At 64.8% G+C, this 22,235-nt stretch carries 21 protein-coding genes; 16 read left to right on the top strand and 5 right to left on the bottom strand.

Features of this window, described 5'->3' with window-relative positions; translation table 11 throughout:
• Positions 1-40 precede the first annotated feature (40 nt).
• From FHS02_RS30465 to FHS02_RS30455, 3 genes are read right to left on the bottom strand one after another with little or no spacing between them, the layout of a single operon-like run.
• Positions 41-778 (bottom strand): hypothetical protein, encoded by a 738-nt coding sequence (locus tag FHS02_RS30465; RefSeq protein ID WP_137315124.1) that lies wholly within the window; start codon positions 776-778, stop codon positions 41-43.
• Positions 779-817: 39 nt separating this feature from the next.
• Positions 818-1,645, bottom strand: a complete 828-nt coding sequence (locus FHS02_RS30460; protein WP_137315123.1) for a hypothetical protein — start codon at positions 1,643-1,645, stop codon at positions 818-820.
• 39 nt (positions 1,646-1,684) lie between these two features.
• Positions 1,685-4,120, bottom strand: a complete 2,436-nt coding sequence (locus tag FHS02_RS30455) for an O-linked N-acetylglucosamine transferase, SPINDLY family protein (RefSeq protein WP_307722160.1) — start codon at positions 4,118-4,120, stop codon at positions 1,685-1,687.
• Between the two features lie 198 nt (positions 4,121-4,318).
• On the opposite strand from FHS02_RS30455, the gene nudC reads away from it, so the two are divergent.
• Both nudC and folE read left to right on the top strand, forming a co-directional pair.
• A complete protein-coding gene (gene nudC / locus FHS02_RS30450; protein ID WP_137315121.1) occupies positions 4,319-5,143 on the top strand; it encodes an NAD(+) diphosphatase in 825 nt (274 codons plus the stop codon).
• Between the two features lie 56 nt (positions 5,144-5,199).
• Positions 5,200-5,763: a GTP cyclohydrolase I FolE gene (folE, locus tag FHS02_RS30445; RefSeq protein ID WP_131148716.1), complete on the top strand. Its 564-nt coding sequence runs from the start codon at positions 5,200-5,202 to the stop codon at positions 5,761-5,763.
• Between the two features lie 115 nt (positions 5,764-5,878).
• Here the strand turns inward: folE and FHS02_RS30440 are convergent, their stop codons facing one another.
• Positions 5,879-6,277 (bottom strand): hypothetical protein, encoded by a 399-nt coding sequence (locus tag FHS02_RS30440; protein WP_137315120.1) that lies wholly within the window; start codon positions 6,275-6,277, stop codon positions 5,879-5,881.
• 122 nt (positions 6,278-6,399) lie between these two features.
• On the opposite strand from FHS02_RS30440, the gene FHS02_RS30435 reads away from it, so the two are divergent.
• From FHS02_RS30435 to FHS02_RS30410, 6 genes are all read left to right on the top strand, one after another.
• Complete coding sequence (locus tag FHS02_RS30435; RefSeq protein WP_137315119.1) at positions 6,400-9,891, top strand: response regulator; 3,492 nt, start codon at positions 6,400-6,402, stop codon at positions 9,889-9,891.
• Positions 9,892-9,904: 13 nt separating this feature from the next.
• Positions 9,905-10,759: a CheR family methyltransferase gene (locus tag FHS02_RS30430; protein WP_229422266.1), complete on the top strand. Its 855-nt coding sequence runs from the start codon at positions 9,905-9,907 to the stop codon at positions 10,757-10,759.
• 35 nt (positions 10,760-10,794) lie between these two features.
• Positions 10,795-11,415, top strand: coding sequence for a chemotaxis protein CheB (locus tag FHS02_RS30425; RefSeq protein ID WP_137315118.1), 621 nt, complete (start codon positions 10,795-10,797; stop codon positions 11,413-11,415).
• A 26-nt stretch (positions 11,416-11,441) separates the two neighbouring features.
• Positions 11,442-12,644, top strand: coding sequence for a hybrid sensor histidine kinase/response regulator (locus tag FHS02_RS30420; protein WP_229430159.1), 1,203 nt, complete (start codon positions 11,442-11,444; stop codon positions 12,642-12,644).
• Between the two features lie 122 nt (positions 12,645-12,766).
• A complete protein-coding gene (gene ctaD, locus FHS02_RS30415; RefSeq protein WP_137315117.1) occupies positions 12,767-14,359 on the top strand; it encodes a cytochrome c oxidase subunit I in 1,593 nt (530 codons plus the stop codon).
• Between the two features lie 18 nt (positions 14,360-14,377).
• Positions 14,378-14,839 (top strand): DUF2244 domain-containing protein, encoded by a 462-nt coding sequence (locus tag FHS02_RS30410; protein WP_371870605.1) that lies wholly within the window; start codon positions 14,378-14,380, stop codon positions 14,837-14,839.
• Between the two features lie 181 nt (positions 14,840-15,020).
• Here FHS02_RS30410 and FHS02_RS30405 read toward each other — a convergent pair whose 3' ends face one another.
• The gene (locus FHS02_RS30405) at positions 15,021-15,644 is read right to left on the bottom strand and encodes an OmpW/AlkL family protein (protein ID WP_137315115.1); all 624 of its coding nucleotides are present in this window, start codon (positions 15,642-15,644) and stop codon (positions 15,021-15,023) included.
• Positions 15,645-15,803: 159 nt separating this feature from the next.
• Between FHS02_RS30405 and FHS02_RS30400 the strand changes: the two genes are divergently transcribed.
• The 8 genes from FHS02_RS30400 to FHS02_RS30365 are packed head-to-tail and all read left to right on the top strand — an operon-like array spanning position 15,804 to position 22,208.
• Positions 15,804-16,304: a (2Fe-2S)-binding protein gene (locus tag FHS02_RS30400; RefSeq protein ID WP_137315114.1), complete on the top strand. Its 501-nt coding sequence runs from the start codon at positions 15,804-15,806 to the stop codon at positions 16,302-16,304.
• Positions 16,301-18,463 carry a xanthine dehydrogenase family protein molybdopterin-binding subunit gene (locus FHS02_RS30395; RefSeq protein WP_137315113.1) on the top strand — a complete coding sequence of 721 codons (2,163 nt, stop codon included), beginning with the start codon at positions 16,301-16,303 and terminating at the stop codon, positions 18,461-18,463. The genes FHS02_RS30400 and FHS02_RS30395 overlap by 4 nt, the downstream gene beginning before the upstream one ends.
• A 6-nt stretch (positions 18,464-18,469) precedes the next feature.
• A complete protein-coding gene (soxX, locus tag FHS02_RS30390) occupies positions 18,470-19,123 on the top strand; it encodes a sulfur oxidation c-type cytochrome SoxX (RefSeq protein WP_229422265.1) in 654 nt (217 codons plus the stop codon).
• On the top strand, positions 19,120-19,569 hold the full coding sequence (locus FHS02_RS30385; RefSeq protein WP_137315112.1) for a SoxY-related AACIE arm protein: 450 nt from the start codon (positions 19,120-19,122) through the stop codon (positions 19,567-19,569). Before soxX ends, FHS02_RS30385 begins: the two co-directional genes overlap by 4 nt.
• A complete protein-coding gene (soxZ, locus tag FHS02_RS30380; RefSeq protein ID WP_137315111.1) occupies positions 19,569-19,892 on the top strand; it encodes a thiosulfate oxidation carrier complex protein SoxZ in 324 nt (107 codons plus the stop codon). Before FHS02_RS30385 ends, soxZ begins: the two co-directional genes overlap by 1 nt.
• Positions 19,889-20,650: a sulfur oxidation c-type cytochrome SoxA gene (gene soxA / locus FHS02_RS30375; protein ID WP_137315110.1), complete on the top strand. Its 762-nt coding sequence runs from the start codon at positions 19,889-19,891 to the stop codon at positions 20,648-20,650. Before soxZ ends, soxA begins: the two co-directional genes overlap by 4 nt.
• Entirely contained in the window at positions 20,647-20,955 is a 309-nt protein-coding gene (locus FHS02_RS30370; RefSeq protein WP_137315109.1) for a c-type cytochrome, read from the top strand. The genes soxA and FHS02_RS30370 overlap by 4 nt, the downstream gene beginning before the upstream one ends.
• Positions 20,952-22,208 carry an NAD(P)/FAD-dependent oxidoreductase gene (locus tag FHS02_RS30365; protein ID WP_137315108.1) on the top strand — a complete coding sequence of 419 codons (1,257 nt, stop codon included), beginning with the start codon at positions 20,952-20,954 and terminating at the stop codon, positions 22,206-22,208. Before FHS02_RS30370 ends, FHS02_RS30365 begins: the two co-directional genes overlap by 4 nt.
• Positions 22,209-22,235: the final 27 nt, after the last annotated feature.

The raw sequence follows: 22,235 nt of genomic DNA, 5'->3' as shown, positions 1-22,235 counted from the left end.
CGGCACCGTGCGTGCCGTGGCGGTACCCACCATCAATGCCTCATGCCGGTTCCTGCCCCTGGTCGCTGCGCCACGTCGTATGGGTGGAACTTCCCAGGTAGAACGCATATTCTTCCGCGGGCATCGGATCGGACAGGAACCACGGCAAATGCTTCAGCTCGAAGCCAGGGCCGCCCAGCCGCGCACCGGTGATCAGCGGTTTGCCCGCCTCGTAATAGGCCGGTATGAACAGGTGCATTGTCGTATCAATGGGCGCGTTGTAGACATCCGCTTCGATCGGTGTCGTCCAGTAGCGCGATTCAAACTGCGCCACACTCATCGGCCCGCTCGGGTCCACCTTCGTGATCAGATCGGGCTTGGCTTCATGCGGGGCTGGAATGGTGAGCGCGGAACCAACCTTGAAGATCCGGTAGCGGTGGGCGATGTCGAAATGCCGCGTCAGGAAGTTGGGGGCCAGCCGGTCCCATGTCAGGTCGGGGTCCGTATAGATCAGCGGCGCGCCGCCGAACAGGTCATACAGGCGCGACAGAAAGAATTCATGGGGCCCCTTGTTGGCGGCCGACAGCAGCGGCATGGCGTCCCCGCTCTGCTGCAGCGCTGCCAGATAGTTGACCAGTTCCGGATTGGTCGAAGCCTGGTCGAGCACGTAGATATTGCTGAAATCCTCTTCGCGCAGCTTGCTGACGATGTTCTTCAGGTACGTCGGTTGATTGTATGAATTGATGATCACCGGCGTGGTCCGGCGCAGCACGCGTTCTTTGATGTCGAGGTCTGCCATGGGCGATGAGTAAGGTCTGAAGGTGAAGGAGGCGCCACGTCAGCGCAACTTGTCGCGCAGCGCGGCGAATGCCTGCTGATATTCGGGGAAGCCCTGCTCGCGCATGGCGATCTTGAGCGCATCGCTCAGCACGGCTTCCATTTTGAACTGGTTGAGACGGCTGCCCGACCACGCACAGGCGAAGGTGTTGTAGGCGTTCACGCGCCATTGCGGCTGGAGCGCCAGCAGCAGGCTGGCAATACGCTCCATCAGGAACACTTTTCGTTGCACCGCGCCCGGATAGGCCGTGTCGGCCGTGAACTCGGCGCGCAGCGCGCTCTCCGGCCCTTCGCAGATGGCGAACAGCTTCTCGTTGATGTCCAGCCAGGCGCGCCAGAATGCGGGGCGCGCCACCAGGTAATTGCTGAAGACGATATTGCGGGAATCCATGACCAGGCTTCTCAGTTGGACATCGATGCCGAACGACGACAGGAATGCTTCGGTGCTCTGGATGAACCCCGCCTGGAACAGGTCTTCCTGCTCGAACACGTTCAGGAAAAATGCCCCCATGTCCGGCTGCGGGCTGAAGGTATGCACGTCGGCGGGTTTCGACTGAACGAATTGCGTGACGTAGTCAGCGCTCAAGCCCGTTTTCTCGTGGAAGCGCGGCGAAAAGAAACCATAGAACGCTTCCTCGTCGAGTGGCTGCGTGAGCAGGAAATTGCGCATCGGCCAGTACTCGCGCCAGTCATCCCGCCCACTGTCCAGGTTGTCCAGCAGATGGTAACCGGCCGGCAGGGCATCACGCGTCGCTGCGGAATAGGCAATGTGATAAAGGTGAACCTCGGGCGGCGAGCCGGCCGGGTCGGTGGACGTTGCTGCATTCATGTGTTGCGTCTTTCGGTCATGATGGAGAACTGCCGTGGATCATCGTGCAACGGCGTGAACGATATATTGGTAAGGCATCGCATCCTGTTCCGCCAGGTCGGGGTTGCCGCCCGCTGCCGTCGCGAGCTGGCGAATGGCCTGCAGCGTGGCAGCATCGGGTGGCGGAGCCAGCACGGTACGCATCTCGACAATGGCGAAGCCGCATTCGGCCAGCATGGCCGCCAGCGAGGCACGGGTGAACCAGTGCCTGCCGCGGCGATCGGCCAGCGCGCCCGCCTCGTGCAGAGCGCCGCGGGACAGCAGCGATTGCAGCTGCCAGTGCTGGCCGTTGGTGATGCATGCCACGATGTGAGGCTTGCCCAGTGCCGACAGCCTGATACGCTGCAGGAACTGCCACGGATCGCTCAGCCGTTCCAGCGTCTGCGGGAACAGCCAGCACTGCGCCGCCGTCAGCGATTGCCATTCCCGGTCATTTAGCTGCTCGGGGTCTTCAACGATCGCCCGCGGGTTGGTGATACGCGGCTGGCCGGCCGGGTCGATCGACGTGAAGTGCGAGTTCGGCCGGCGCGCGCGCCACGCGTTCATCAGGGACGCGCCGCCCACTTCGACCACGCTGTGAATGCCCGGCTGCACCATGTTCAGGATCGTGCCCAGCTGGATGCTCAATTCGCCCGCATCCGGCAAGCCCACGGCGTCCGGCGCCGGGTCGTCGCGCAGCGGTACGCCTGCTGGGCGCCGCACCACCGTTTCAAGCAGGTCTTCGTAGTCGCGCACGAAACGCGGCGTGTCGAACAGCGCGCTGGTGCCCAGGTTGGCGGCCAGGCGCTGGCGCAGCGCCAGCATGCGCGCGCGGTCATTGCCCAGCGCGATGGCGACGGCCTCATAGTCGGCCAGCGTATGCGTGACCAGTTCCGGCAGGCCGACCGCATGCAGCAGGCTGCCCGCCATGCGGGAAGAGAATGTACGGCCGGACCATGTCAGCACGGGCAGCCCGGCCCACAGCGCATCGCTGGCAGTGGTGCCGGCATTGAAAGGCGCCGTATCGAGGAACAGGTCGGCCAGCTGGAAACGCGCCAGGTAGTCGGCCGGTACCACGCGGCCGGCGAAGATCAGCCGATCCGGGCCGATACCGCACGCGGCAGCCTCGCGCCACAGGTTGTCCTTGGTTCCCTCCACATCGGCAACCACCCACAGCACGCTGTCCGGCACCTGTTGCAGGATGCGCATCCATGCGGCAAACACGTCCGGACCGATCTTGAAATTGCTGTTGAAGCAGCAAAACACGAACTTGTCTTCCGGCAGGCCATTGTCGATCCGCCGCGGCGGCGGTGCGATCTTTCTCTGGCGGTCGTTGATCTGGAATGTCTGCGGCATCCGCAGCGGCTTCTCGGTGAAGAACGGTTCCAGCTCCGGTGGCAGCACGAAGTCGTCCGCGATCACGTAATCGACGCCGGGAATCGCCGTCGTGCCGGGGAAGCCCAGCCAGGTCAGCTGCACCGGAGCGGCACGGTACGACAGGATCGAGACCCGCGCGCCGGATGTCAGGCCATGCAGGTCGACAAGGATATCGATTTCGTTTTCGCAGATGCAGCGCGCTGCTTCTTCATCCGTCATGTGATCGATGCGGATGTAATGGTCCATCGCACCGACGACCCGGGCACGCAGCGGCGAATTGTCTTCCCGGCTCCAGCTGAATGCATAGACCTCGACGCGTTCGCGGTCGTGCAGTTCGTACAGTTCCGCCGTAAGGATCGAGACGGCGTGCGAGCACAGGTCGGACGACAGGTAGCCGATGCGCATGCGCTTGTGCGGATAACCTTCGGTCGGGGCCAGCTGCGCACGGACGCCGCCGGGTACTTTCTCGTCGATATAGCGGCGCGATGCGGCAAGCTGCTCGGCAGGGTCGTGCGCCTGCGCCAGCGTCGCCAGCGATGACGTGCATTCGCGCATGATCTCCGGCGTCACGTCGCCGAACGGCTGGTAGACCGGCCAGCGGCACAGTTTCTGACGCAGGTGGATCCAGTGCGTCAGCACCTTCGGCTGGTCCGGTTTCAGTTCCAGGCTCCTGGTCAGCCAGGCCGCCGCTTCGGGCAGCCGCTTCAGGTTTTCCAGCAATCGCCCGATGTTGTTAATCGCCTGCAGTTTGAGCGGCATATGTTCGGCCGACTCGGGCACTTCATCGAGGATGGCTTGCCAGGTCGACAGCGCATCGTCTGGACGGCCGCGCCTTTCGCACAGCGTCCCCAGGTTCAGGCGCGGTTCGATGAAGCCCGGGTTTTGCAGGATCGCCTTCCCATAACTGACTTCCGCCGCCGCATCGTCACCGATTTCAGCCTGCACGACGCCGAGGTTGAACCAGGCGGCAAAGGCCAGCGGAGAGTGGGTATGTTCCAGCCAGACCTTGTACAGGTTGGCTGCCTGCTGCGGTTCATTGGCTGCCTGGAGCGCTTGCGCTCCTTCGAACAGCTCACCCAACGGCAGGACTCCCTGCTTAGCCCGGAGGATAACGTCGGGGCTGATTCCGTTGAGATTGGCAGGGAGATTCATCGGCGTGTCATCTGCAGTCAAGGAGTACCGATGATACCCTGTTGCGCTGGCTGCTACGAGTATTTCGCTCCTCTGCGGTGCGGGGTAAAAGCGGGTAGGATGGCGGCAGTCATCCTTAACATTGCCATGCTATCCACACCCGCCGATTTCACGCCGCTGATCGATCCCCCCCTGGCCATCCACAATCCGCTGACCTTCATTTTTAACAAGGGGCGCCTCCTGCTGCGCGTTGCCGCGCTCGATATGCCGGAAGGTACGCCACCATTAGCTGTTCCGCCCGAGCGCCTGCACCCGGTCGGCCTCTGGCAGGGACGCTATTGCCAGGCCGCCTGGGTCGACGACGACGCGCTGCCCGACGGTGCTCATGGCTGGCATAACCTGCGCGCGCTGTTCGGCGTCGCCGACGGCGGCTTCCTCGGGCTGGCGGGGCGGGCCAGCCAGATTGCGGAGTGGGCCCGCACCCACCGTTACTGCGGCGTGTGCGCGGCGCCGATGGGGCGTGCCCATGGCGAGCGTGCGTACAAGTGTCCGGACTGCGGCTACACCGCCTATCCGCAGATCTGTCCGGCGATGATGGTGCTGATCCGCAAGGGCGACCAGGTGCTGCTGGCGCTGCACACGAACTCGCCGGTGCGCCGCTATACGGCGCTGGCCGGCTTCGTCGAAGCGGGCGAATCGGTCGAGGAAGCCGTGCATCGCGAGGTGTACGAGGAAGTGGGGCTGCGCGTACACAAGCTGCAGTATTTCAGCAGCCAGTCGTGGCCGTTCCCGAATTCGCTGATGATCGCGTTCACCGCGGAATACCTCGACGGCGACATCCGCGTCGATCCGGCCGAGATCGAGGATGCGCGCTGGTTCGGGCCTGGCGACGAATTTCCCGACATCCCGCCCGCGGTGTCGATCGCGTACGCCCTGATCTCGGCGAACCGCCCCGGGCGCGCCGGCCGGTGAAGAGCGGCTATTTTATGTATACTGGCGGATACCCTTTCTTTTGAGCAGCATTCATCATGTCCAAAGACTCTTTTTCCGACCATGACTGGCGCCGATTCCTGACCTCGCTGGGCGAGAATCCGGACCGCCCCGGCCTGGCGGAAACCCCGCACCGCGTGGCCAAGGCGTGGAAGCACTGGACCTCCGGCTATGACCAGGATCCGGTCGAACTGCTGAAGGCGTTCGAGGATGGCGCGGAGGAATACAACGAGCTGATCGTCGTGCGCAACATTCCCGTCTACAGCCATTGCGAACATCACCTGGCGCCGTTCTTCGGCAAGGCCACCGTCGGCTATCTGCCGAACGGCAAGATCGTCGGCCTGTCGAAGCTGACCCGCCTGGTCGACTGCTTCGCCAAGCGGCTGCAGGTGCAGGAACGCATGACGGTGCAGATCGCCAATACGCTGATGGAAGTGCTCGAGCCCAAAGCCGTGGGCGTGGTGGTGAAATGCCGCCACATGTGCATGGAAAGCCGCGGCATCCGCACGCCGGGCGAAGAAACCATCACCTCGGCCATGCTGGGCGAACTGCAGCCGAACCTGGCTTTGCGCACCGAATTCCTGGCGCTGGCCCGCGACTGACCCGGCGAAAGGTTGAAATGTTGCCGGGAAAATGGGGTACGCCGGATCGCCGTACCGCCCCATTTTCCGGGCAACTGTTTTTGAGCGTTGCTTTTTGAGCGTTGCTTTTTCAGCGTTACTTCTCGCCGGCCTCGATGAAGGTGATCTGGTCGATCTCCGCCCGGAAATCGCCCACCTTCGTTCCCGTCGCCGGCCCGTCCGTGGCGACCAGCGCGCACGTCTGCGTTTCCACATGCCAGACCTGGCTGCCGGCGCGCAGCGCCCACTGGTTGTCGCCCTCGCTGAACAATTCCACGGTCGTGTCTTCGAGCGGCAATTCGGCCAGGTCGATGCGCCGCTGGCAATCGGGCTGCCGCGTGGCCATCAGCACGAAGCGGCCCTCGTCGCTCCAGAAATGGTCTTGCTGGCGCCGCACGGTCAGCGTGTGTTCCTGCGTGCTGTCCGCGTAATAGGTGGCGGAGTCGTTGTAGCAGCCGGCCAGCAGCAGCGGGGTCAGCAGAATGAGCTTGCGCATCGGGATCGGTCCTGGCGGGGTGGTAGTGCGGCCGATTATAGCGATGCGCGCACGATTGCCCAACCAGGCAGCATTCGTTGCAATTAGGATAAACTTGTCCTTTTCCCGTCCAGTTCGCGCATATGCCTCACACCCGCATCGACGACCACAGTTTTCGCCGCATCCTGTTCCGCAATATCACGCTGCCGCTGGCCGCCGGTGTCGTCAGCGCCGCCGTTTTCATTGCCGTGTTTGCCTACCTGCTGAATGCGATGACCCTGGTCGAGCACTCCGAACGGGTGGTCGGCAATGCCCAGGAAATGCGCAAGCTGGCCGTCGACATGGAAACCGGCATGCGCGGCTACCTGCTGACCGGCGAAGAATCGTTCCTGGCGCCCTACAAGCTGGCCCGGCCGAAGTTCGACACGTCGCTCAATACGCTGATCGAGCTGGTCGGCGACAACCCTGCCCAGATCGACCGGCTGCGCAATATCCGCGCGCAGCAGGCGCAATGGGAGCGGGCGGCGCAGGAAATGATCGACCTGCGGAAAAACGGCGGCGACTACCTGTCCACCGTGCGGGCGCAGCGGGGCAAGATCGAATTCGACGAACTGCGCTCATTGTTCCAGGCGTTCGTCGCCACCGAAGAACGGCTGCGCATGGACCGCAACCGGGACGCCAAGACCGTCACCTACGTCACCGTGGTCGGCTTCCTCACCGTCAGCCTGGTGCTCAGCGGCTTCATGGCCTGGTTCGGGCGCAAGGAGCTGATGCGGCTGTCCGAGGCGTACAACGTGGCGTTGAAGGAGCAGGGCACGCACGCTGAACGCGTGCAGCGGCAGTCGTGGATGCGCAACGGCCAGAGCCAGATGGCCGAACAGGGCATCGGCCAGATGTCGACGGCGGCACTGTCGACGGCGATGCTGCATTTCCTGGCGCGCTACCTGGATGTCGTCGTCGGCGCGATGTACGTGCGCGAGCCCGATGGCCTGCTGCGCCGCACCGCCGCCTTCGGCTTCTCGGCCGAGGACGAGGAACGCGGCCGCCTGCTGGCGCCCGACGAAGGCGTGGTCGGCCAGGCCGCGCAGATGCGCCGCCTGATCCACCTGGAAAACCTGCCGCCGGACTATCTCAAGCTGTCGTCCGCGCTGGGCAGCGCCACGCCCACGCAGGTACTGGTGCTGCCGGTGACCAGCGATGGCCGCGTCAACGGCGTGATCGAGCTGGGCTTCATGCACCCGGTGGGCGAGAAGGAAACCGAATTCCTCAAGCTGGTGGCGGACAATATCGGCACCGCGATCGAAGCCACGCTGGCGCGCCAGCGCATGCAGGAACTGCTGGTGGAAACGCAGCAGCTGAACGAGGAATTGCAGGTGCAGCAGGAAGAACTGCGCACCGCCAACGAAGAGCTGGAAGAACAGTCGCGTGTGCTGGAGGAATCGCAGGCCAGCCTGGAAAACCAGAAGGCGGAACTGGAGCAGACCAACGAGCAGCTGGCCGAGCAGGCCGTGGCGCTGGACCAGAAGAACACCGCGCTGAACGACGCCCAGTCGCAGCTGGAAGAGCGGGCGCGCGACCTGGAGCGCGCCAGCCAGTACAAATCGCAGTTCCTGGCCAATATGTCGCATGAACTGCGCACGCCGCTGAACAGCTCGCTGATCCTGGCCAAGCTGCTGGCCGACAATTCGCAGGGCAACCTGGACGAGGAACAGGTGCGCTTCGCGCAAACCATCTACTCGGCCGGCAACGACCTGCTGAACCTGATCAACGACATCCTCGACATCTCCAAGGTCGAGGCCGGCAAGCTGGAACTGAATCCGGAAGAGCTGCGCCTGCAGCAGGTGATGGAAGGCCTGCGCCGCACCTTCGAACCGCTGGCCCGGCAAAAGGGCCTCGGCTTCTCGCTGGTGCTGGGGGCCGGTCTGCCGGAAACCGTCTATACGGATTGCCAGCGCCTCGAGCAGATCCTGAAGAACCTGCTGTCGAACGCACTGAAATTCACCGACCAGGGAACCGTCATGCTGCGCGTGGAACCGGGGCCGAATGGCCAGGTGCGCTTCGCGGTCTCGGACACCGGCATCGGCATCCGCGCCGACCAGCACGAAACGATCTTCGGCGCCTTCCAGCAGGCCGATGGCACCACCAGCCGCAAGTACGGCGGCACGGGCCTGGGCCTGTCGATCTCGCGCGACCTGGCCATGCTGCTGGGCGGCACGATCACGCTGGACAGCACGGTCGGCCAGGGCAGTACCTTTACGCTGACGCTGCCGATGCAGTGGTCGGCGCCGCCGCATCGCGTGGAATCGTCGCTGGCGCCGGTCGCCGCGCCGGCCGCGCTGCCGGCAACGCCGCCGGCCATGCCGTCCGCTTCCGTCTCCGCCGCGCCATCGCCGGCGCAGTCGCCGGTGCCGCGCGCCTTCGAGGACGACCGCGACCAGGATGCGCCGCCGGAGCGCAGGCTGCTCGTGATCGAGGACGAGCCGGCGTTTGCCCGCATCCTGTACGACCTGGCGCATGAGATGGACTACCGCTGCCTGGTGGCATTCGCTGCGGACGAAGGCCTGCAGATGGCCGAGCAATACCAGCCGACGGCGATCTTGCTCGATATCCGGCTGCCGGACCGGTCCGGCCTGTCGGTCTTGCAGCTGCTAAAGGATAATCCGCGCACCCGCCACATCCCGGTGCACGTGGTGTCGGCTTCCGATGCCGGCGAGGCGGCACTGCACATGGGCGCGGTGGGCTTCGCGCTGAAACCCACCACGCGCGAGGAACTGCAGGAAGTGTTCGCCCGCCTGGAGCAGAAGTTCACGCAGAAGATCAAGCGCATCCTGCTGGTCGAGGACGACGCGCGCCAGCGCGACAGCGTGGTGCAGCTGATCTCGGACGAGGATATCGAGATCGAGGCGGTGGCCTCCGGCGAGGAAGCGCTCGCCCTGCTGGAGAAGACGGTCTTCGACTGCATGATCATCGACCTGAAGCTGCCGGACATGCAGGGCAACGAATTGCTGCAGCGCATGTCGCGCGAAGAGATCGCATCGTTCCCGCCGGTGATCGTCTATACCGGCCGCAACCTCACGCGCGCCGAGGAGGCGGACCTGCACAAGTATTCCCGCTCGATCATCATCAAGGGCGCCCGTTCGCCGGAACGCCTGCTGGACGAAGTGACGCTGTTCCTGCACAAGGTGGAGTCGGAGCTGTCGTCCGAGCGGCAGACGATGCTGAAGACGGTGCGCTCGCGCGACCGGGTATTCGAAGGCCGCCGCATCCTGCTGGTCGACGACGACGTGCGCAACATCTTCGCGCTGACCTCGGCACTGGAGCACAAGGGCGCGATCGTGGAGATCGGCCGCAACGGCTTCGAGGCGCTGGAGAAACTCGACCAGGTGCAGGACATCGACCTGGTGCTGATGGACGTGATGATGCCGGGCATGGACGGGCTGGAAGCGACCCGCCGCATCCGTGCGGACGGCCGCTGGAACCGCCTGCCGATCATCGCCATCACCGCCAAGGCGATGAAGGACGACCAGGAACAGTGCCTGGCCGCCGGCGCCAACGATTACCTGGCCAAGCCGATCGACCTGTCGCGCCTGTATTCGCTGCTGCGGGTCTGGATGCCGGCCTTGGACCGCATCTGAGAACGGGAATGCGATGAGCGAGATGCAGAAAGCGATGCAGCCGATCCGTCCCCAGCAGAGCGATACCGACATCGAGCTGAAGATGCTGATGGAGGCGATCTACCTGAAGTACAGCTACGACTTCCGCGACTATACGGGCGCCTCGCAGAAGCGGCGCGTGCTGCATGCGATGCGCGAAATGGGCTGCGACACGATCTCGCAGTTGCAGTCGCGCGTGCTGCATGAGCCGGCCGGTTTTTCCGAGCTGCTGCAGTACCTGACGATCCCCGTCACCGAGATGTTCCGCGACCCGACCTATTTCGCCGCGCTGCGCGAGCACGTGATGCCGGTACTGTCCACCTATCCGTCGCTGAAGATCTGGGTGGCCGGCTGCAGTACGGGCGAGGAAGTGTATTCGCTGGCGATCCTGCTGAAGGAGGAAGGGCTGCTGGAACGCAGTATCATCTACGCCACCGACATCAATCCGCAGTCGCTGGAAAAGGCCAAGAAAGGCGTTTTCCCGCTGGAGAACATGCGCGCCTACACGGAAAACTACCAGGCCGCCGGTGGCCGGCGCGCCTTTTCGGATTACTACACGGCAGCGTACAATGCCGCGCTGTTCGACCGCTCGCTGGCCGAGAACGTGACGTTCGCGGACCATAGCCTTGCCACCGACGCCGTGTTCGCGGAAACGCAGTTGATCAGCTGCCGCAATGTCATGATCTACTTTAAGAAGAAGCTGCAGGAGCGCGCGCTCGGCCTGTTTCACGAGTCGCTGTGCCACCGCGGCTTCCTGGGCCTGGGCAGCAAGGAAAGCATCGACTTTTCCGCCTACGGCCCGCTGTTCGAACCGGTCGTCAAGCGCGAACGGCTGTTCAGGAAGCTGTAATGAACGACGCGCAGAATGGATGACGGAACCCATGGATGACGGCACCAATGGATGACGGCACCCTGACGCTGGCCCTGGCGGGGCGCCGCATCGCCGCGATCGTCATCGGCGCTTCGGCCGGCGGCGTCAACGCGCTGATCGACATCCTGCCCGGGCTGCCGCGCGAGTTCCCGTACCCGGTGGTGACGGTGCTGCACGTGATGCGCGGGCGCCAGAACCAGCTGGTGGAGGTGTTCAGCCAGCGGCTGGCGCTGCGCGTGGAAGAAGCGGTGGACAAGGGGCAGCCGGTGCCCGGCACGCTGTATTTCGCGCCGGCGGATTACCACCTGTCGATCGAAACCGATGGCACGTTTTCGCTGAGCCTGGAGCCGCCGGTGCACTTTGCCCGGCCGGCGATCGATATCACGATGGCATCGGCGGCCGACATGTATGGCCCGGAGTTGATGGGCATTTTGCTCACTGGCGCCAACCAGGATGGCGCGGCCGGCCTGGCCGCGATCGGCGCGGCCGGTGGGCTGACGGTGGTGCAGGACCCGGCGGAAGCGCAAGTGAGCGTGATGCCGAACGAAGCGATCCGGCTGCGCACGCCGGACCTGGTGCTGCCGCTGCGGGATATCCGCAGGCTGCTGCAACTGTCGATGGAGAACAAGCAATGAATAGTGTGCCCAACAAGGAATGCAGCATGGGATTGATGAACGGCGCAGCCGGAAACCCCGTGGGCAATGCCACCAAGCTGTTGATCGTCGACGACCTGCCGGAAAACCTGCGCGCGTTGAACGCCATCATCCGCGCCGACAATCGTGCCGTCTACCAGGCCGCGTCCGGCGAGGAAGCACTGGCGCTGCTGCTCGAACATGATTTCGCGATGGCGATCCTGGATGTGCAGATGCCGGGCATGGACGGTTTCGAGCTGGCCGAACTGATGCGCGGCACGGACAAGACGCGCCATATCCCCATCGTGTTCGTCAGCGCGGCCGGCAAGGAGCTCAACTACGCGTTCAAGGGGTATGAAACGGGCGCTGTCGATTTCCTCTACAAGCCGCTCGATCCGGACGCGGTGCGCAGCAAGGTCAACGTGTTCGTCGACCTGCATTGCCAGCGCATGGAAATCCGCCGCCGCGTCGAGGAACAGCATGCCACGATGAACGAGCTGCGCGCCGCGCAGGAAGAGCTGCGCTATGCACTGCGCATGCGCGACGAGTTCATGTCGATGGTGGCGCACGAATTGAGAACGCCGCTGAACACGCTGTTCCTTGGCACGCAGATGCGCAGGATGCAGCTGGAACGTGGCAACCTCGAAGCGTTCGGCAAGGAAGCGCTGGAAAAGATGGTGGAGGGCGACGGCCGCCAGATCCAGGCGATGATCCGGCTGATCGACGACATGCTGGACGTCTCGCGCATCCGCAGCGGCGTGCTGTCGATCCGCCCCGCCTGGACCGAGCTGCAGGCCATGCTGCACCGGCTGACGGACGACCTGGCACGCCAGGCGCAGGACGCCGGCACCACGTTCGAGCTCGACGCGCCCGATGCCGTGAGCGGCTGGTGGGACGAATTCCGCATCGAGCAGGTGATCGTCAACCTGCTGACCAACGCGCTGCGCTACGGCGGCGGCAAGCCGGTGCGCATCCGGCTGAGCGCCAGCGGCACGGCGGCCCGCATCGACGTGATCGACCAGGGCGCTGGTATCGACGAGGCGATGCAGTCCCGCATCTTCCTGCCGTACGAGCGGGGCGCCGGCAACGGCGTGCCGTCCGGGTTGGGCCTGGGGCTGTACATCTCGCGCCAACTGGCCGAGGCGCACCGCGGCACGCTGACGGTCACCAGCCGGCCGGGTGAGGGTTCCGTGTTCACGCTGGTGCTGCCGCGCGAGGAACAGCCGGCCTGAGCCTCGGCCGGTACGGCCGGCTGAGTGGGCTATCCGCCACAGAAGTCGCTTTCCGCAAGCTATCGTGCGGACAGGCGCGCGCGGATAGCGGTAAATTTTCCCGCACTCGATAGGAGGCGGGCATGACGACATTGCAGGGCACGGACACGACGTTCCACCATGCCGACGAGCATCACGCGCCGCATGGCTGGCGCCGCTGGCTGTTCGCCACCAACCACAAGGACATCGGCACGCTCTACCTGTGGTTCTCGATGATCATGTTCCTGTCCGGCGGCACGCTGGCGATGTTCATCCGCGCCGAACTGTTCCAGCCGGGCCTGCAATTCGTGTACCCGGAAGTCTTCAACCAGTTCACCACCATGCATGGCCTGATCATGGTGTTCGGCGCGATCATGCCCGCGTTCGTCGGCTTCGGCAACTGGATGATTCCGCTCCAGATCGGCGCCTCGGACATGGCATTCGCGCGGATGAACAATTTCTCGTTCTGGCTGCTGCCGCCCGCCGCGATCCTGCTGATCGCTTCCTTTTTCGCCGGCGGCGGCGCTACCGCGGCCGGCTGGACGATGTACCCTCCGCTGTCCACCCAGATGGGCATCGGCATGGACCTGGCCATCTTCGCCATCCACATCATGGGTGCCTCCTCGATCATGGGGGCCATCAATATCATCGTCACCATCCTGAACATGCGGGCGCCCGGCATGGCGCTGATGAAAATGCCGATGTTCTCCTGGACGTGGCTGTTTACCGCCTACCTGCTGATCGCCGTGATGCCGGTGCTGGCGGCGGCCGTGACGATGTTGCTGACGGACCGCCATTTCGGCACGTATTTCTACAACGCGGCCGGTGGCGGCGACCCGCTGCTGTGGCAGCATATCTTCTGGTTCTTCGGGCACCCCGAGGTCTATATCATGATCCTGCCGGCCTTCGGCATCATTTCCGAAATCGTGCCGGCGTTTTCCCGCAAGCCACTGTTCGGCTACGCCTCGATGGTGTATGCGGCCGGCTCGATCGCCATCATCTCGTTCATCGTGTGGGCGCACCATATGTTCGCCACCGGCATGCCCGTGACGGGCCAGCTGTTCTTCATGTACGCGACGATGCTGGTGGCCGTTCCCACCGGCGTGAAGGTGTTCAACTGGATCGCCACGATGTGGCGCGGTTCGCTGACCTTCGAGACGCCGATGCTGTTCTCGATCGGCTTCATCTGGGTATTCACGATCGGTGGCTTCACTGGCCTGATCCTGTCGGTGGCGCCCATCGATATCCAGGTGCACGACACCTATTATGTGGTGGCGCACTTCCATTACGTGCTGGTGGCCGGGTCGCTGTTCGCGCTGTTCGCCGGTTTCTACTATTGGGCGCCGAAATGGACGGGGCACATGTATCCCGAGCGGCGCGGCGAGTTCCACTTCTGGAATTCGCTCATCTGGGTGAACGTGACATTCTTTCCCATGCACTTCCTGGGATTGGCCGGCATGCCGCGCCGCTATGCCGATTACCCGACGCAGTTCACCGACTTCAACATGGTATCTTCGGTGGGCGCGTTCCTGTTCGGGCTGACGCAGCTGTACTTCCTGTTCTTCGTGGTGCTGCCCACGATCCGCGGCGGCGTACCGGCGCCGGCCAAGCCGTGGGAAGGCGCCGACGGGCTTGAATGGACCGTGCCCAGTCCCGCCCCGTTCCACACCTTCGAGAAACCGCCGGTCGTAAAATGACGGGGGAGGTAACATGCCGTGAAACGGGACTGGCAGGGTGGTGGCAGCAGGCGGGAATGGCTGGTGCGGCGCAATTGTTCGCTGTCACCGCGGCAAACCATGTTCGCCTGGCTCGCACTGCTTGCGCTGTCGCTCGCCGTCGGCATGTTCTTCGCGCTGCAGGGCGCCTGGTATGTGCTGGTCTTTTCGCTGATTGAAATGGCCGCCGTGACGGCAGCCTTCGTCGCCTACAGCCGGCATGCCACCGACTTCGACCGCATCGTCCATGAGAACGGCATGCTGTTCGTGGAAAAGATGCGCGGCAACCGTGTCGAGTTCACGCAACTCGATCCCTGTTGGCTGCGCATCGAGGCGCCGGCGCGGCGGCGCGATCCGATCCGGCTTGTGGCGCGCGGCATCACCGTCGAGATCGGCACCTGGCTGCCTGAAGAACCGCGGCGCGCGCTGGCGCGCGAACTGCGCAAGGAACTCACACAATAGTTGCCCGAAAAATGGGGCGGTACGGCGATCCGGCGGCCCCCATTTTCCTAGCAACATTTCCTGGAACCGGGGTCAGACCCCGGTTCCAGGAAATGTTGGCGTAAAAAAACCTGCCGCCGGTGAACCGGGGGCAGGCAAAAGGCTTGGAGATACTCCAGGTTGAAACGCTGTATTCGCTCCGTCAGAAGCGGTAACCGACGCCGACGCCGAACAGCACCGGGTCGACCTTGACCTTGCTGGCTTTCACGCCGCCGATCAGCACGTCGCTGCGCAGCTGCAGCTTCTTCACATCCACGTTCAGCGACCAGTTCCGGTCGAGCCTGAAGTCGATGCCGGCCTGCGCGGCCAGGCCGATGCTGTCGTGCTCCAGGCTGCCCTGGCCGTTGAGCAGCCTGTTCTTCGAAAACGTCGTCCAGTTCACGCCCAGGCCCACGTAGGGGCTCGCCGTGCTGCCCGGCGTGAAGTGGTACTGCGCCAGCAGGGTTGGCGGCAGGTGCCTGAAGCTGCCGATGGACTGGCCGTCGAGATATACCTCGTGCTTTTGCGGGTACGTGAGCACCAGCTCCGCCGCGACATGCGGGGTGAAGAAATACGCGATGTCGATTTCGGGAATCGTCCTGCTTTCGACACCGATGCGGTCGGCCGCGCCGCTGCCGGCAACCGGGCTGGATTTGTCGGCCGGATCGATGTGCACCGCGCGGGCGCGCACCAGCCAGTTCGAGCCATTGTCCTGTGTTTGTGCGATGGCCGGGCCGCCGAACATGGTGGCCGTGATGGCGATGACTGCCAAGACTGCTTTTTTCATGATGCTTCCTCTTTGTTTTCACTGTGATAGCGGCGCCAGTGTAGGGAAGCTCATCTGTAAAAACTTTGATACAAGTCAAAATTGCCTGAACGAATACAGATAGGTGAAAAACAAGTAAGATATTTGCGCGACGCACCCAACCTCTTCAGGAGACCAGGCATGAAGTTAAACGTGAACGGACAGGTCCGCGAGTTCCAGGCGGAAGACGATACCCCGCTGCTGTGGGTGCTGCGCGAGCAGCTGGGCCTGACCGGCACCAAGTACGGCTGCGGCATTGCCCAATGCGGCGCCTGCACCGTGCACATCGACGGCGAAGCGATGCGCAGCTGCGTGCGGCCCGTCTCCACCGTGACGGAGCAGATGAAGATCGTCACGATCGAAGGCCTGTCGCCGGACGGCTCGCATCCGGTACAGAAAGCCTGGGCCGCGCTGGACGTGCCGCAATGCGGCTTCTGCCAGAGCGGCATGATCATGGCGGCGACCGCGCTGCTGAAGGAAAAACCCAAGCCCACCGATGCCGACATCGACACGGCGATGACCAACATCTGCCGCTGCGGCACGTATAACCGCGTGCGCAAGGCGATCCACGTGGTGGCGCGTGGCGGCGATGCGAAGAGCGCCGGCCTGGCCATCGAACACCGCGAAGGGAGCAAGGCATGACCGCCCCCGGCAGCCCTGCACGCCGCAGGTTCCTCGGCCAGTCGGCCGGCCTTGTCGTCGCGTTTCACATTCCTTTCGCCGCGCCTGCACAGGATGCGCAGTCGCCCGAGGTCAATGCCTGGGTCGTGGTCAAGCCCGACGACACGATCGTCATCCGCATCGCCCGTTCCGAGATGGGACAGGGTACGCTGACCGGCCTGGCGCAACTGGTGGCGGAAGAGCTGGATGCCGACTGGAGCAAGGTCACCACCGAGTACCCCACGCCGGGAACGAACCTGGCCCGCAAGCGTGTCTGGGGCAGCTTCTCCACCGGCGGCAGCAATGGCGTGCGCGGCTCGCACGAGTATATGCGCAAGGGCGGCGCCGCCGCGCGGGCGATGCTGGTGCAGGCCGCGGCCACGCAGTGGGGCGTGCCGGCCAGCGAATGCGGCGCGGCGAACAGCGTGATCACACACGTGCCCAGCGGCCGCACCGTCACCTACGGCAAGGTGGCCGATGCGGCCGGCAAGCTGGAAGCGCCGAAGGAAGTTCCCGTCAAGGATCCGAAGGACTGGAAAATCGCCGGCAAGCGCCTGGCACGGCTCGATACCGTCGACAAGACCACCGGCAAGCAGGTCTACGGCATGGACCTGGCGATGCCCGGCATGCTGAACGCGGCCATCAAGGATTGCCCTGTATTCGGCGGCAAGGTGAAAAGCTTCAACGCCGATGCGATCAAGGACAGGCCCGGCGTGAAGAAAGTGCTGCAGGTGGGCGATTCCGCCGTGGCCGTGGTGGCCGATACATGGTGGCGGGCCAAGACCGCGCTCGATGCGTTGCCGATCGAATGGGACAAGGGGCCGAACGCGAACCTGTCCAGCAAGGACGTGGCGGCCACGCTGAAGGCCGGACTGGATGCGCCCGAGGCAGCCGTGGGCAATGAGAACGGCGATGCGAAGGCCGCGCTGGCCGGCGCGGCGCGGCGCATCGAGGCCGTCTATTCGTACCCGCACCAGAACCACGCAACGATGGAGACGATGAACGCAACCGCGCGGTGGACGCCGGAGCGCTGCGAGGTGTGGACGCCCACGCAGAACGGCGAAGCGGCGCTGGCCGCCGCATCCGAAGCAGCCGGCCTGCCGCAGGAGCGCTGCGACGTCTACAAGATCCACCTGGGCGGCGGCTTCGGCCGGCGCGGCGCCGTGCATGACTGGGTGCGCCAGACGGTGCAGATCGCCAAGGAAATGCCGGGCACGCCGATCAAGCTGATCTGGACCCGCGAGGAAGACATGCTGCATGGCCGCTACCACCCGGTCACGCAGTGCAAGCTGACGGCCGGGCTGGACAAGGCCGGCAACCTGACGGCGCTGCACATGCGCATTTCCGGCCAGTCGATCGTGGCGGCGCTGTTCCCCGGCAATGTCAAGAACGGCAAGGATGGCGCCGTGTTCCAGGGCCTGAATGCGCCGGGCACGGATGCCTCGATCGGCTACACGGTGCCGAACCTGCTGGTCGACCATGCGATGCGCAACCCGCCCGTGCCGCCGGGCTTCTGGCGCGGCGTGAACCTGAACCAGAACGCCATCTACCTGGAATGCTTCATCGACGAAATCGCCCATGCGACGAAGCAGGATCCGCTGGCGCTGCGCCGCAAGCTGATGAAGGACAGCCCGAAGCACCTGGCCGTGCTGAACGCGGTGGCCGAGCGGATCGGCTGGCAGAAGAAACCGAAGAAAGGCATCTATCGCGGTCTCGCGCAGACGATGGGCTTCGGCAGCTACGTGGCGGCGTGCGCCGAAGTCTCGGTGGACAAGGAAGGCAAGCTGAAGATCCACCGCATCGTCGCCGCCACCGATCCGGGCCACGCCGTGAACCCGCAGCAGATCGAGGCGCAGGTGGAAGGCTCGTTCGTCTACGGCCTGTCCGCCGCGCTGTACGGCGAGTGCACGGTGAAGGACGGGCAGATGGAACAGGCCAATTTCGACTCTTACCCGGTGATGAAGATGGACGAGATGCCGGCGGTGGAGACGATCATCGTTCCGTCCGGCGGCTTCTGGGGCGGCGTGGGCGAGCCGACGATCGCCGTGGCGGCACCGGCCGTGCTGAACGCGATCTTCGCCGCCACCGGCAAGCGCATCCGCGACCTGCCGCTGAAGAACCACAGTCTCAAGAAAGCTTGAGCAGTCATGACCGGCCGCGAGGGATCCGGCATGGCGGCGGTGGCCGAGCGGGCTGACCCCGCCACCATTGCCGCATCCCCGTGGCTGGTAACGCTGGCCAGGGGGCTGTCCCCGGTAGTGCTGGCCTGTGCCTCGTCTGTTGCCACTGCCGATGGCATCCCGTCGCCGCTGCCCGGCGCCACGGAAGGCAACCCGCAGCGCGGCCGCGCCATCGTGGCCGACCGCCATGTGGGTCTCTGCCTGCTGTGCCACTCGGCGCCGATCCCCGAGGAACGCTTCCAGGGCGACCTGGCGCCGAACCTGGCCGGCGCCGGCGCGCGCTGGACCGTCCCGCAACTGCGCCTGCGCATCGCCGACTCCGCCCGGCTGAACCCGGCCACCATCATGCCCTCGTACTTTCGCACCGAAGGTCTGGTGCGCGTGGCACCCGCCCATGCCGGCAGGACGATCCTGAGCGCCCAGCAAATCGAGGATGTCGTAGCCTACCTGGCCACGCTGAAGGATGCACCCGGCATCAAAACCGGTGACATCAAAACCGGTGACATCAAAACCGGTGACAGACACCAGTTTTTTTGGAACATTTCCCAAAAACCGGTGACAGACACCAATTATTTTACAGACACCAATTATTTTGAAACATTTCCTGGGAATGCGCCATGACCGACCGCCGCCGCCGCCAACTGCTTGCCGCCGGCACGCTGCTGGCGCTGGTGCGCCCGGCTGCCGCCACGCCGCAGCAGATGGCATCCGCGATCTCGGCTTATACCGGCAACAAATTGCCACAGGCCGGCCGCGTGACCTTCGAGATCGCCCAGCTGATCGACAACGGTAATGCGGTGCCGGTGACGATCCGCGTCGACAGCCCGGTGACTGCCCAGGATCACGTGACCGGCATCGCCATCTTCAACGAAAAGAATCCGGAAACCGACGTGGTGAAATTCTCGCTGGGCCCGCGCGCCGGCAAGGCGCAGGTCTCGACCCGCATCCGCCTGGCCACGTCGCAAAAGCTGGTGGCGGTGGCGAAGATGAGCGACGGCAGCTGCTGGCAGCAGACGGTGGATGTGATCGTCACGCTGGCCGCCTGCATCGAAGGGGAGGCGATGTAATGGCGCGCGCCCTGATCCACATGCCGAAGACCGCGAAGGCCGGCGAGGCGATCGAGATCCGCGCGCTGGTCGCGCATCCGATGGAATCGGGCTATCGGCCGGGCGCCGATGGCAAGGCGGTAGCGCAGGACATCATCCGCCGGTTCACCTGCACGTACGACGGCGAGCAGGTGTTCGCCGCCGAGCTGCATCCGGCGATTGCCGCCAATCCGTACATCGCGTTTTTTACGGTGGCGACGGTGAGCGGCACGCTGGAATTCACGTGGAGCGGCGACAACGGGTTTTCGCAGGTGGAGCGCATGGCGCTCACCGTCACGCCATGAGGGAATCGCCTGCATCGCTTGCGTGCCTGGCGCTGGCATTCGTTGCGCTGGCCGCGTCGGCGCAGGATGCGCGCAAGTCCGGTTCCCAATTCATGGGCGAATCCACCCGTGCGATGCAGCGCGACGACACGCAGAATCCCGGGATGCTATGGGTAGCGAACGGGGAGGCTGCCTGGAACGCGGGTGCGAAAAACAGCTGTGCCTCGTGCCATGGCGATGCGAAGACAAGCATGCGCGGCGTGGCGGCCCGCTTCCCGGCATTCGACAAGGGTGCCGGCCGCGTGATCACGCTGGGCCAGCGCATCGAGCAATGCCGCGTCGGCAAGCAGGGCAGGCCGGCATCGAAGCCGGACACGGACGAACTGCTGGCGCTGCAGTCGTACATCGCGCTGCAGTCGCGCGGCATGCCCGTTGCGCCGCCGCGCGATGCCGGTACCCGCGCGGCGGCGGAACGGGGCAGGCAGTTGTTCGGCCAGCGCATCGGCCAGTTGAACATGTCCTGTGCCCAGTGCCACGACGCCAACTGGGGCCGCAAGCTGGCCGGTGCCACGATCCCGCAGGGCCACGCCAACGCGTACCCGATCTACCGCCTCGAATGGCAGGGCATGGGCAGCCTGCAGCGGCGGCTGCGCAATTGCATGACCGGCGTGCGCGCCGCCGTGCCGCCGCCCGATGCGCGAGAGCTGGTCGACCTGGAAGCGTGGCTGGCCCTGCGCGCGGAAGGCATGCCGATGGAATCCCCGGGAGTACGTCCATGAAGATGATGACGCTGTTGATGCCGGTACTGCTGTCCGCGCCGGCGCTTGCCGCAGAACCCGTGAGCGCCGGCGAGCGGCTGGCCGCCACATGCACCGCCTGCCATGGCACGCGCAGTAACATCGCGGGCTCGGCGCTGCCGCCACTGGCCGGCCAGCCGAAGGAAACGCTGCTGGGCAGCCTGAAGGCATTCAAGGATGGCAGCCGCCCCGCCACGATCATGACGCAGCTTGCCAAAGGGTATACGGACGAACAGCTGGCGCAGATCGCCGACTGGTTCGCGGCGCAGAAGGGAGACCGGCCATGAAGCGCCGCGACCTGTTGCAGGCGGCCGGCGCGGCAGCGATGCTGGCCGGCTGCGCCGCAGTGGGCTCGCGCGCCAAGCCGCACGTGGTCGTCATCGGCGGCGGCTATGGCGGCGCGGCCGCGGCGCGCTACGTGCGGCTGTGGAGCGGCGGAGAAGTAAATGTGACGCTGGTGGAGCCGAATCCGGGATTCATCTCATGCCCGCTGTCGAACCTGGTGCTGGGCGGCTCGCGCACCATCGGCGACCTGACCCACGGCTACGATGCGCTGGCTTCCCGCCACGGAATCCGCATCGTGCGGGACAGCGCGGCCGGCATCGATACCGGAAAACGCACGGTGGCGCTGGCCAGCGGCAACCGGCTGGCCTACGACCGGCTGATCCTTTCTCCCGGCATCGAATTCCTGTTCGGCGAACTGCCTGGCATGACGGCCGACGGCCCGATCCTGCATGCGTGGAAGGCCGGTCCGCAGACCGTCGCGCTGCGCGCCCAACTGGAAGCGATGCCGGACGGCGGCGTGTATGCGCTGACGGTGCCGCCCGCGCCATACCGCTGCCCGCCCGGTCCCTACGAGCGGGCCTGCCAGGTGGCGCACTACTTCAGCCGTCACAAGCCGCGTGCCAAGGTGCTGCTTCTCGACGCGAACGACGACGTGGTCTCCAAGAGCGCCCTGTTCAAGAGGATATGGAAAGAGCGTTATGGCGGCATCGTCGACTACCGGCCCGGCTTCCGCACGGTGGAAATCGATGCCGCCGGCCGCACCGCCATCTCCGAACTGGGCGAGAAAGTGAAGGCCGATGTGCTGAACGTGATTCCGCCGCACCGGGCCGGCGCGATCGCTTCCTCTGCCGGCCTGGCCAATGTCAACGGGCGCTGGTGCGAAGTCGATTTCCTCACGTTCGAATCGGCGCGGGCGCCGCACGTGCACGTGATCGGAGACGCGATCCAGACCGCGCCGCTGATGCCCAAGTCCGCCCACATGGCGAACCAGCACGCCAAGGTGTGCGCCGCGGCGGTGGTCGACCTGCTGGCCGGCCGCGCGCCGAATCCCGCGCCGGTGCTGACCAACACCTGCTACAGCTTCGTGTCGGACCGCGACGTCATCCACGTCGCTTCCGTGCACGCGTATGACGCCGCGAAGAAGACGCTGCTGGTGGTGCCGGGATCCGGCGGCCTGTCGAAAGAGCCGAATGCGCTGGAAGGGGCGTACGCCGAGAACTGGGCAGCCAATATCTGGGCCGACACGCTAGGGTAACGGGCCGGCCCAGGGCGGAACCTTACA

The organism is Pseudoduganella umbonata (assembly GCF_014192225.1).
Classification (GTDB): domain Bacteria; phylum Pseudomonadota; class Gammaproteobacteria; order Burkholderiales; family Burkholderiaceae_D; genus Rugamonas; species Rugamonas umbonata.
The sequence above is the reverse complement of the archived record's forward strand: the minus strand, read 5'-3'. Positions and strand labels throughout refer to the sequence as shown.

Bases quoted from the DNA above. Each gene is read 5' to 3' on its own strand.
- FHS02_RS30465 (WP_137315124.1), bottom strand. From the start codon at position 778: ATGGCAGACCTCGACATCAAAGAACGCGTGCTGCGCCGGACCACGCCG.
- FHS02_RS30460 (WP_137315123.1), bottom strand. From the start codon at position 1,645: ATGAATGCAGCAACGTCCACCGACCCGGCCGGCTCGCCGCCCGAGGTT.
- nudC (WP_137315121.1), top strand. From the start codon at position 4,319: ATGCTATCCACACCCGCCGATTTCACGCCGCTGATCGATCCCCCCCTG.
- folE (WP_131148716.1), top strand. From the start codon at position 5,200: ATGTCCAAAGACTCTTTTTCCGACCATGACTGGCGCCGATTCCTGACC.
- FHS02_RS30440 (WP_137315120.1), bottom strand. From the start codon at position 6,277: ATGCGCAAGCTCATTCTGCTGACCCCGCTGCTGCTGGCCGGCTGCTAC.
- FHS02_RS30435 (WP_137315119.1), top strand. From the start codon at position 6,400: ATGCCTCACACCCGCATCGACGACCACAGTTTTCGCCGCATCCTGTTC.
- FHS02_RS30430 (WP_229422266.1), top strand. From the start codon at position 9,905: ATGAGCGAGATGCAGAAAGCGATGCAGCCGATCCGTCCCCAGCAGAGC.
- FHS02_RS30425 (WP_137315118.1), top strand. From the start codon at position 10,795: ATGACGGCACCAATGGATGACGGCACCCTGACGCTGGCCCTGGCGGGG.
- FHS02_RS30420 (WP_229430159.1), top strand. From the start codon at position 11,442: ATGGGATTGATGAACGGCGCAGCCGGAAACCCCGTGGGCAATGCCACC.
- ctaD (WP_137315117.1), top strand. From the start codon at position 12,767: ATGACGACATTGCAGGGCACGGACACGACGTTCCACCATGCCGACGAG.
- FHS02_RS30405 (WP_137315115.1), bottom strand. From the start codon at position 15,644: ATGAAAAAAGCAGTCTTGGCAGTCATCGCCATCACGGCCACCATGTTC.
- FHS02_RS30400 (WP_137315114.1), top strand. From the start codon at position 15,804: ATGAAGTTAAACGTGAACGGACAGGTCCGCGAGTTCCAGGCGGAAGAC.
- FHS02_RS30395 (WP_137315113.1), top strand. From the start codon at position 16,301: ATGACCGCCCCCGGCAGCCCTGCACGCCGCAGGTTCCTCGGCCAGTCG.
- soxX (WP_229422265.1), top strand. From the start codon at position 18,470: ATGACCGGCCGCGAGGGATCCGGCATGGCGGCGGTGGCCGAGCGGGCT.
- FHS02_RS30385 (WP_137315112.1), top strand. From the start codon at position 19,120: ATGACCGACCGCCGCCGCCGCCAACTGCTTGCCGCCGGCACGCTGCTG.
- soxZ (WP_137315111.1), top strand. From the start codon at position 19,569: ATGGCGCGCGCCCTGATCCACATGCCGAAGACCGCGAAGGCCGGCGAG.
- soxA (WP_137315110.1), top strand. From the start codon at position 19,889: ATGAGGGAATCGCCTGCATCGCTTGCGTGCCTGGCGCTGGCATTCGTT.
- FHS02_RS30370 (WP_137315109.1), top strand. From the start codon at position 20,647: ATGAAGATGATGACGCTGTTGATGCCGGTACTGCTGTCCGCGCCGGCG.
- FHS02_RS30365 (WP_137315108.1), top strand. From the start codon at position 20,952: ATGAAGCGCCGCGACCTGTTGCAGGCGGCCGGCGCGGCAGCGATGCTG.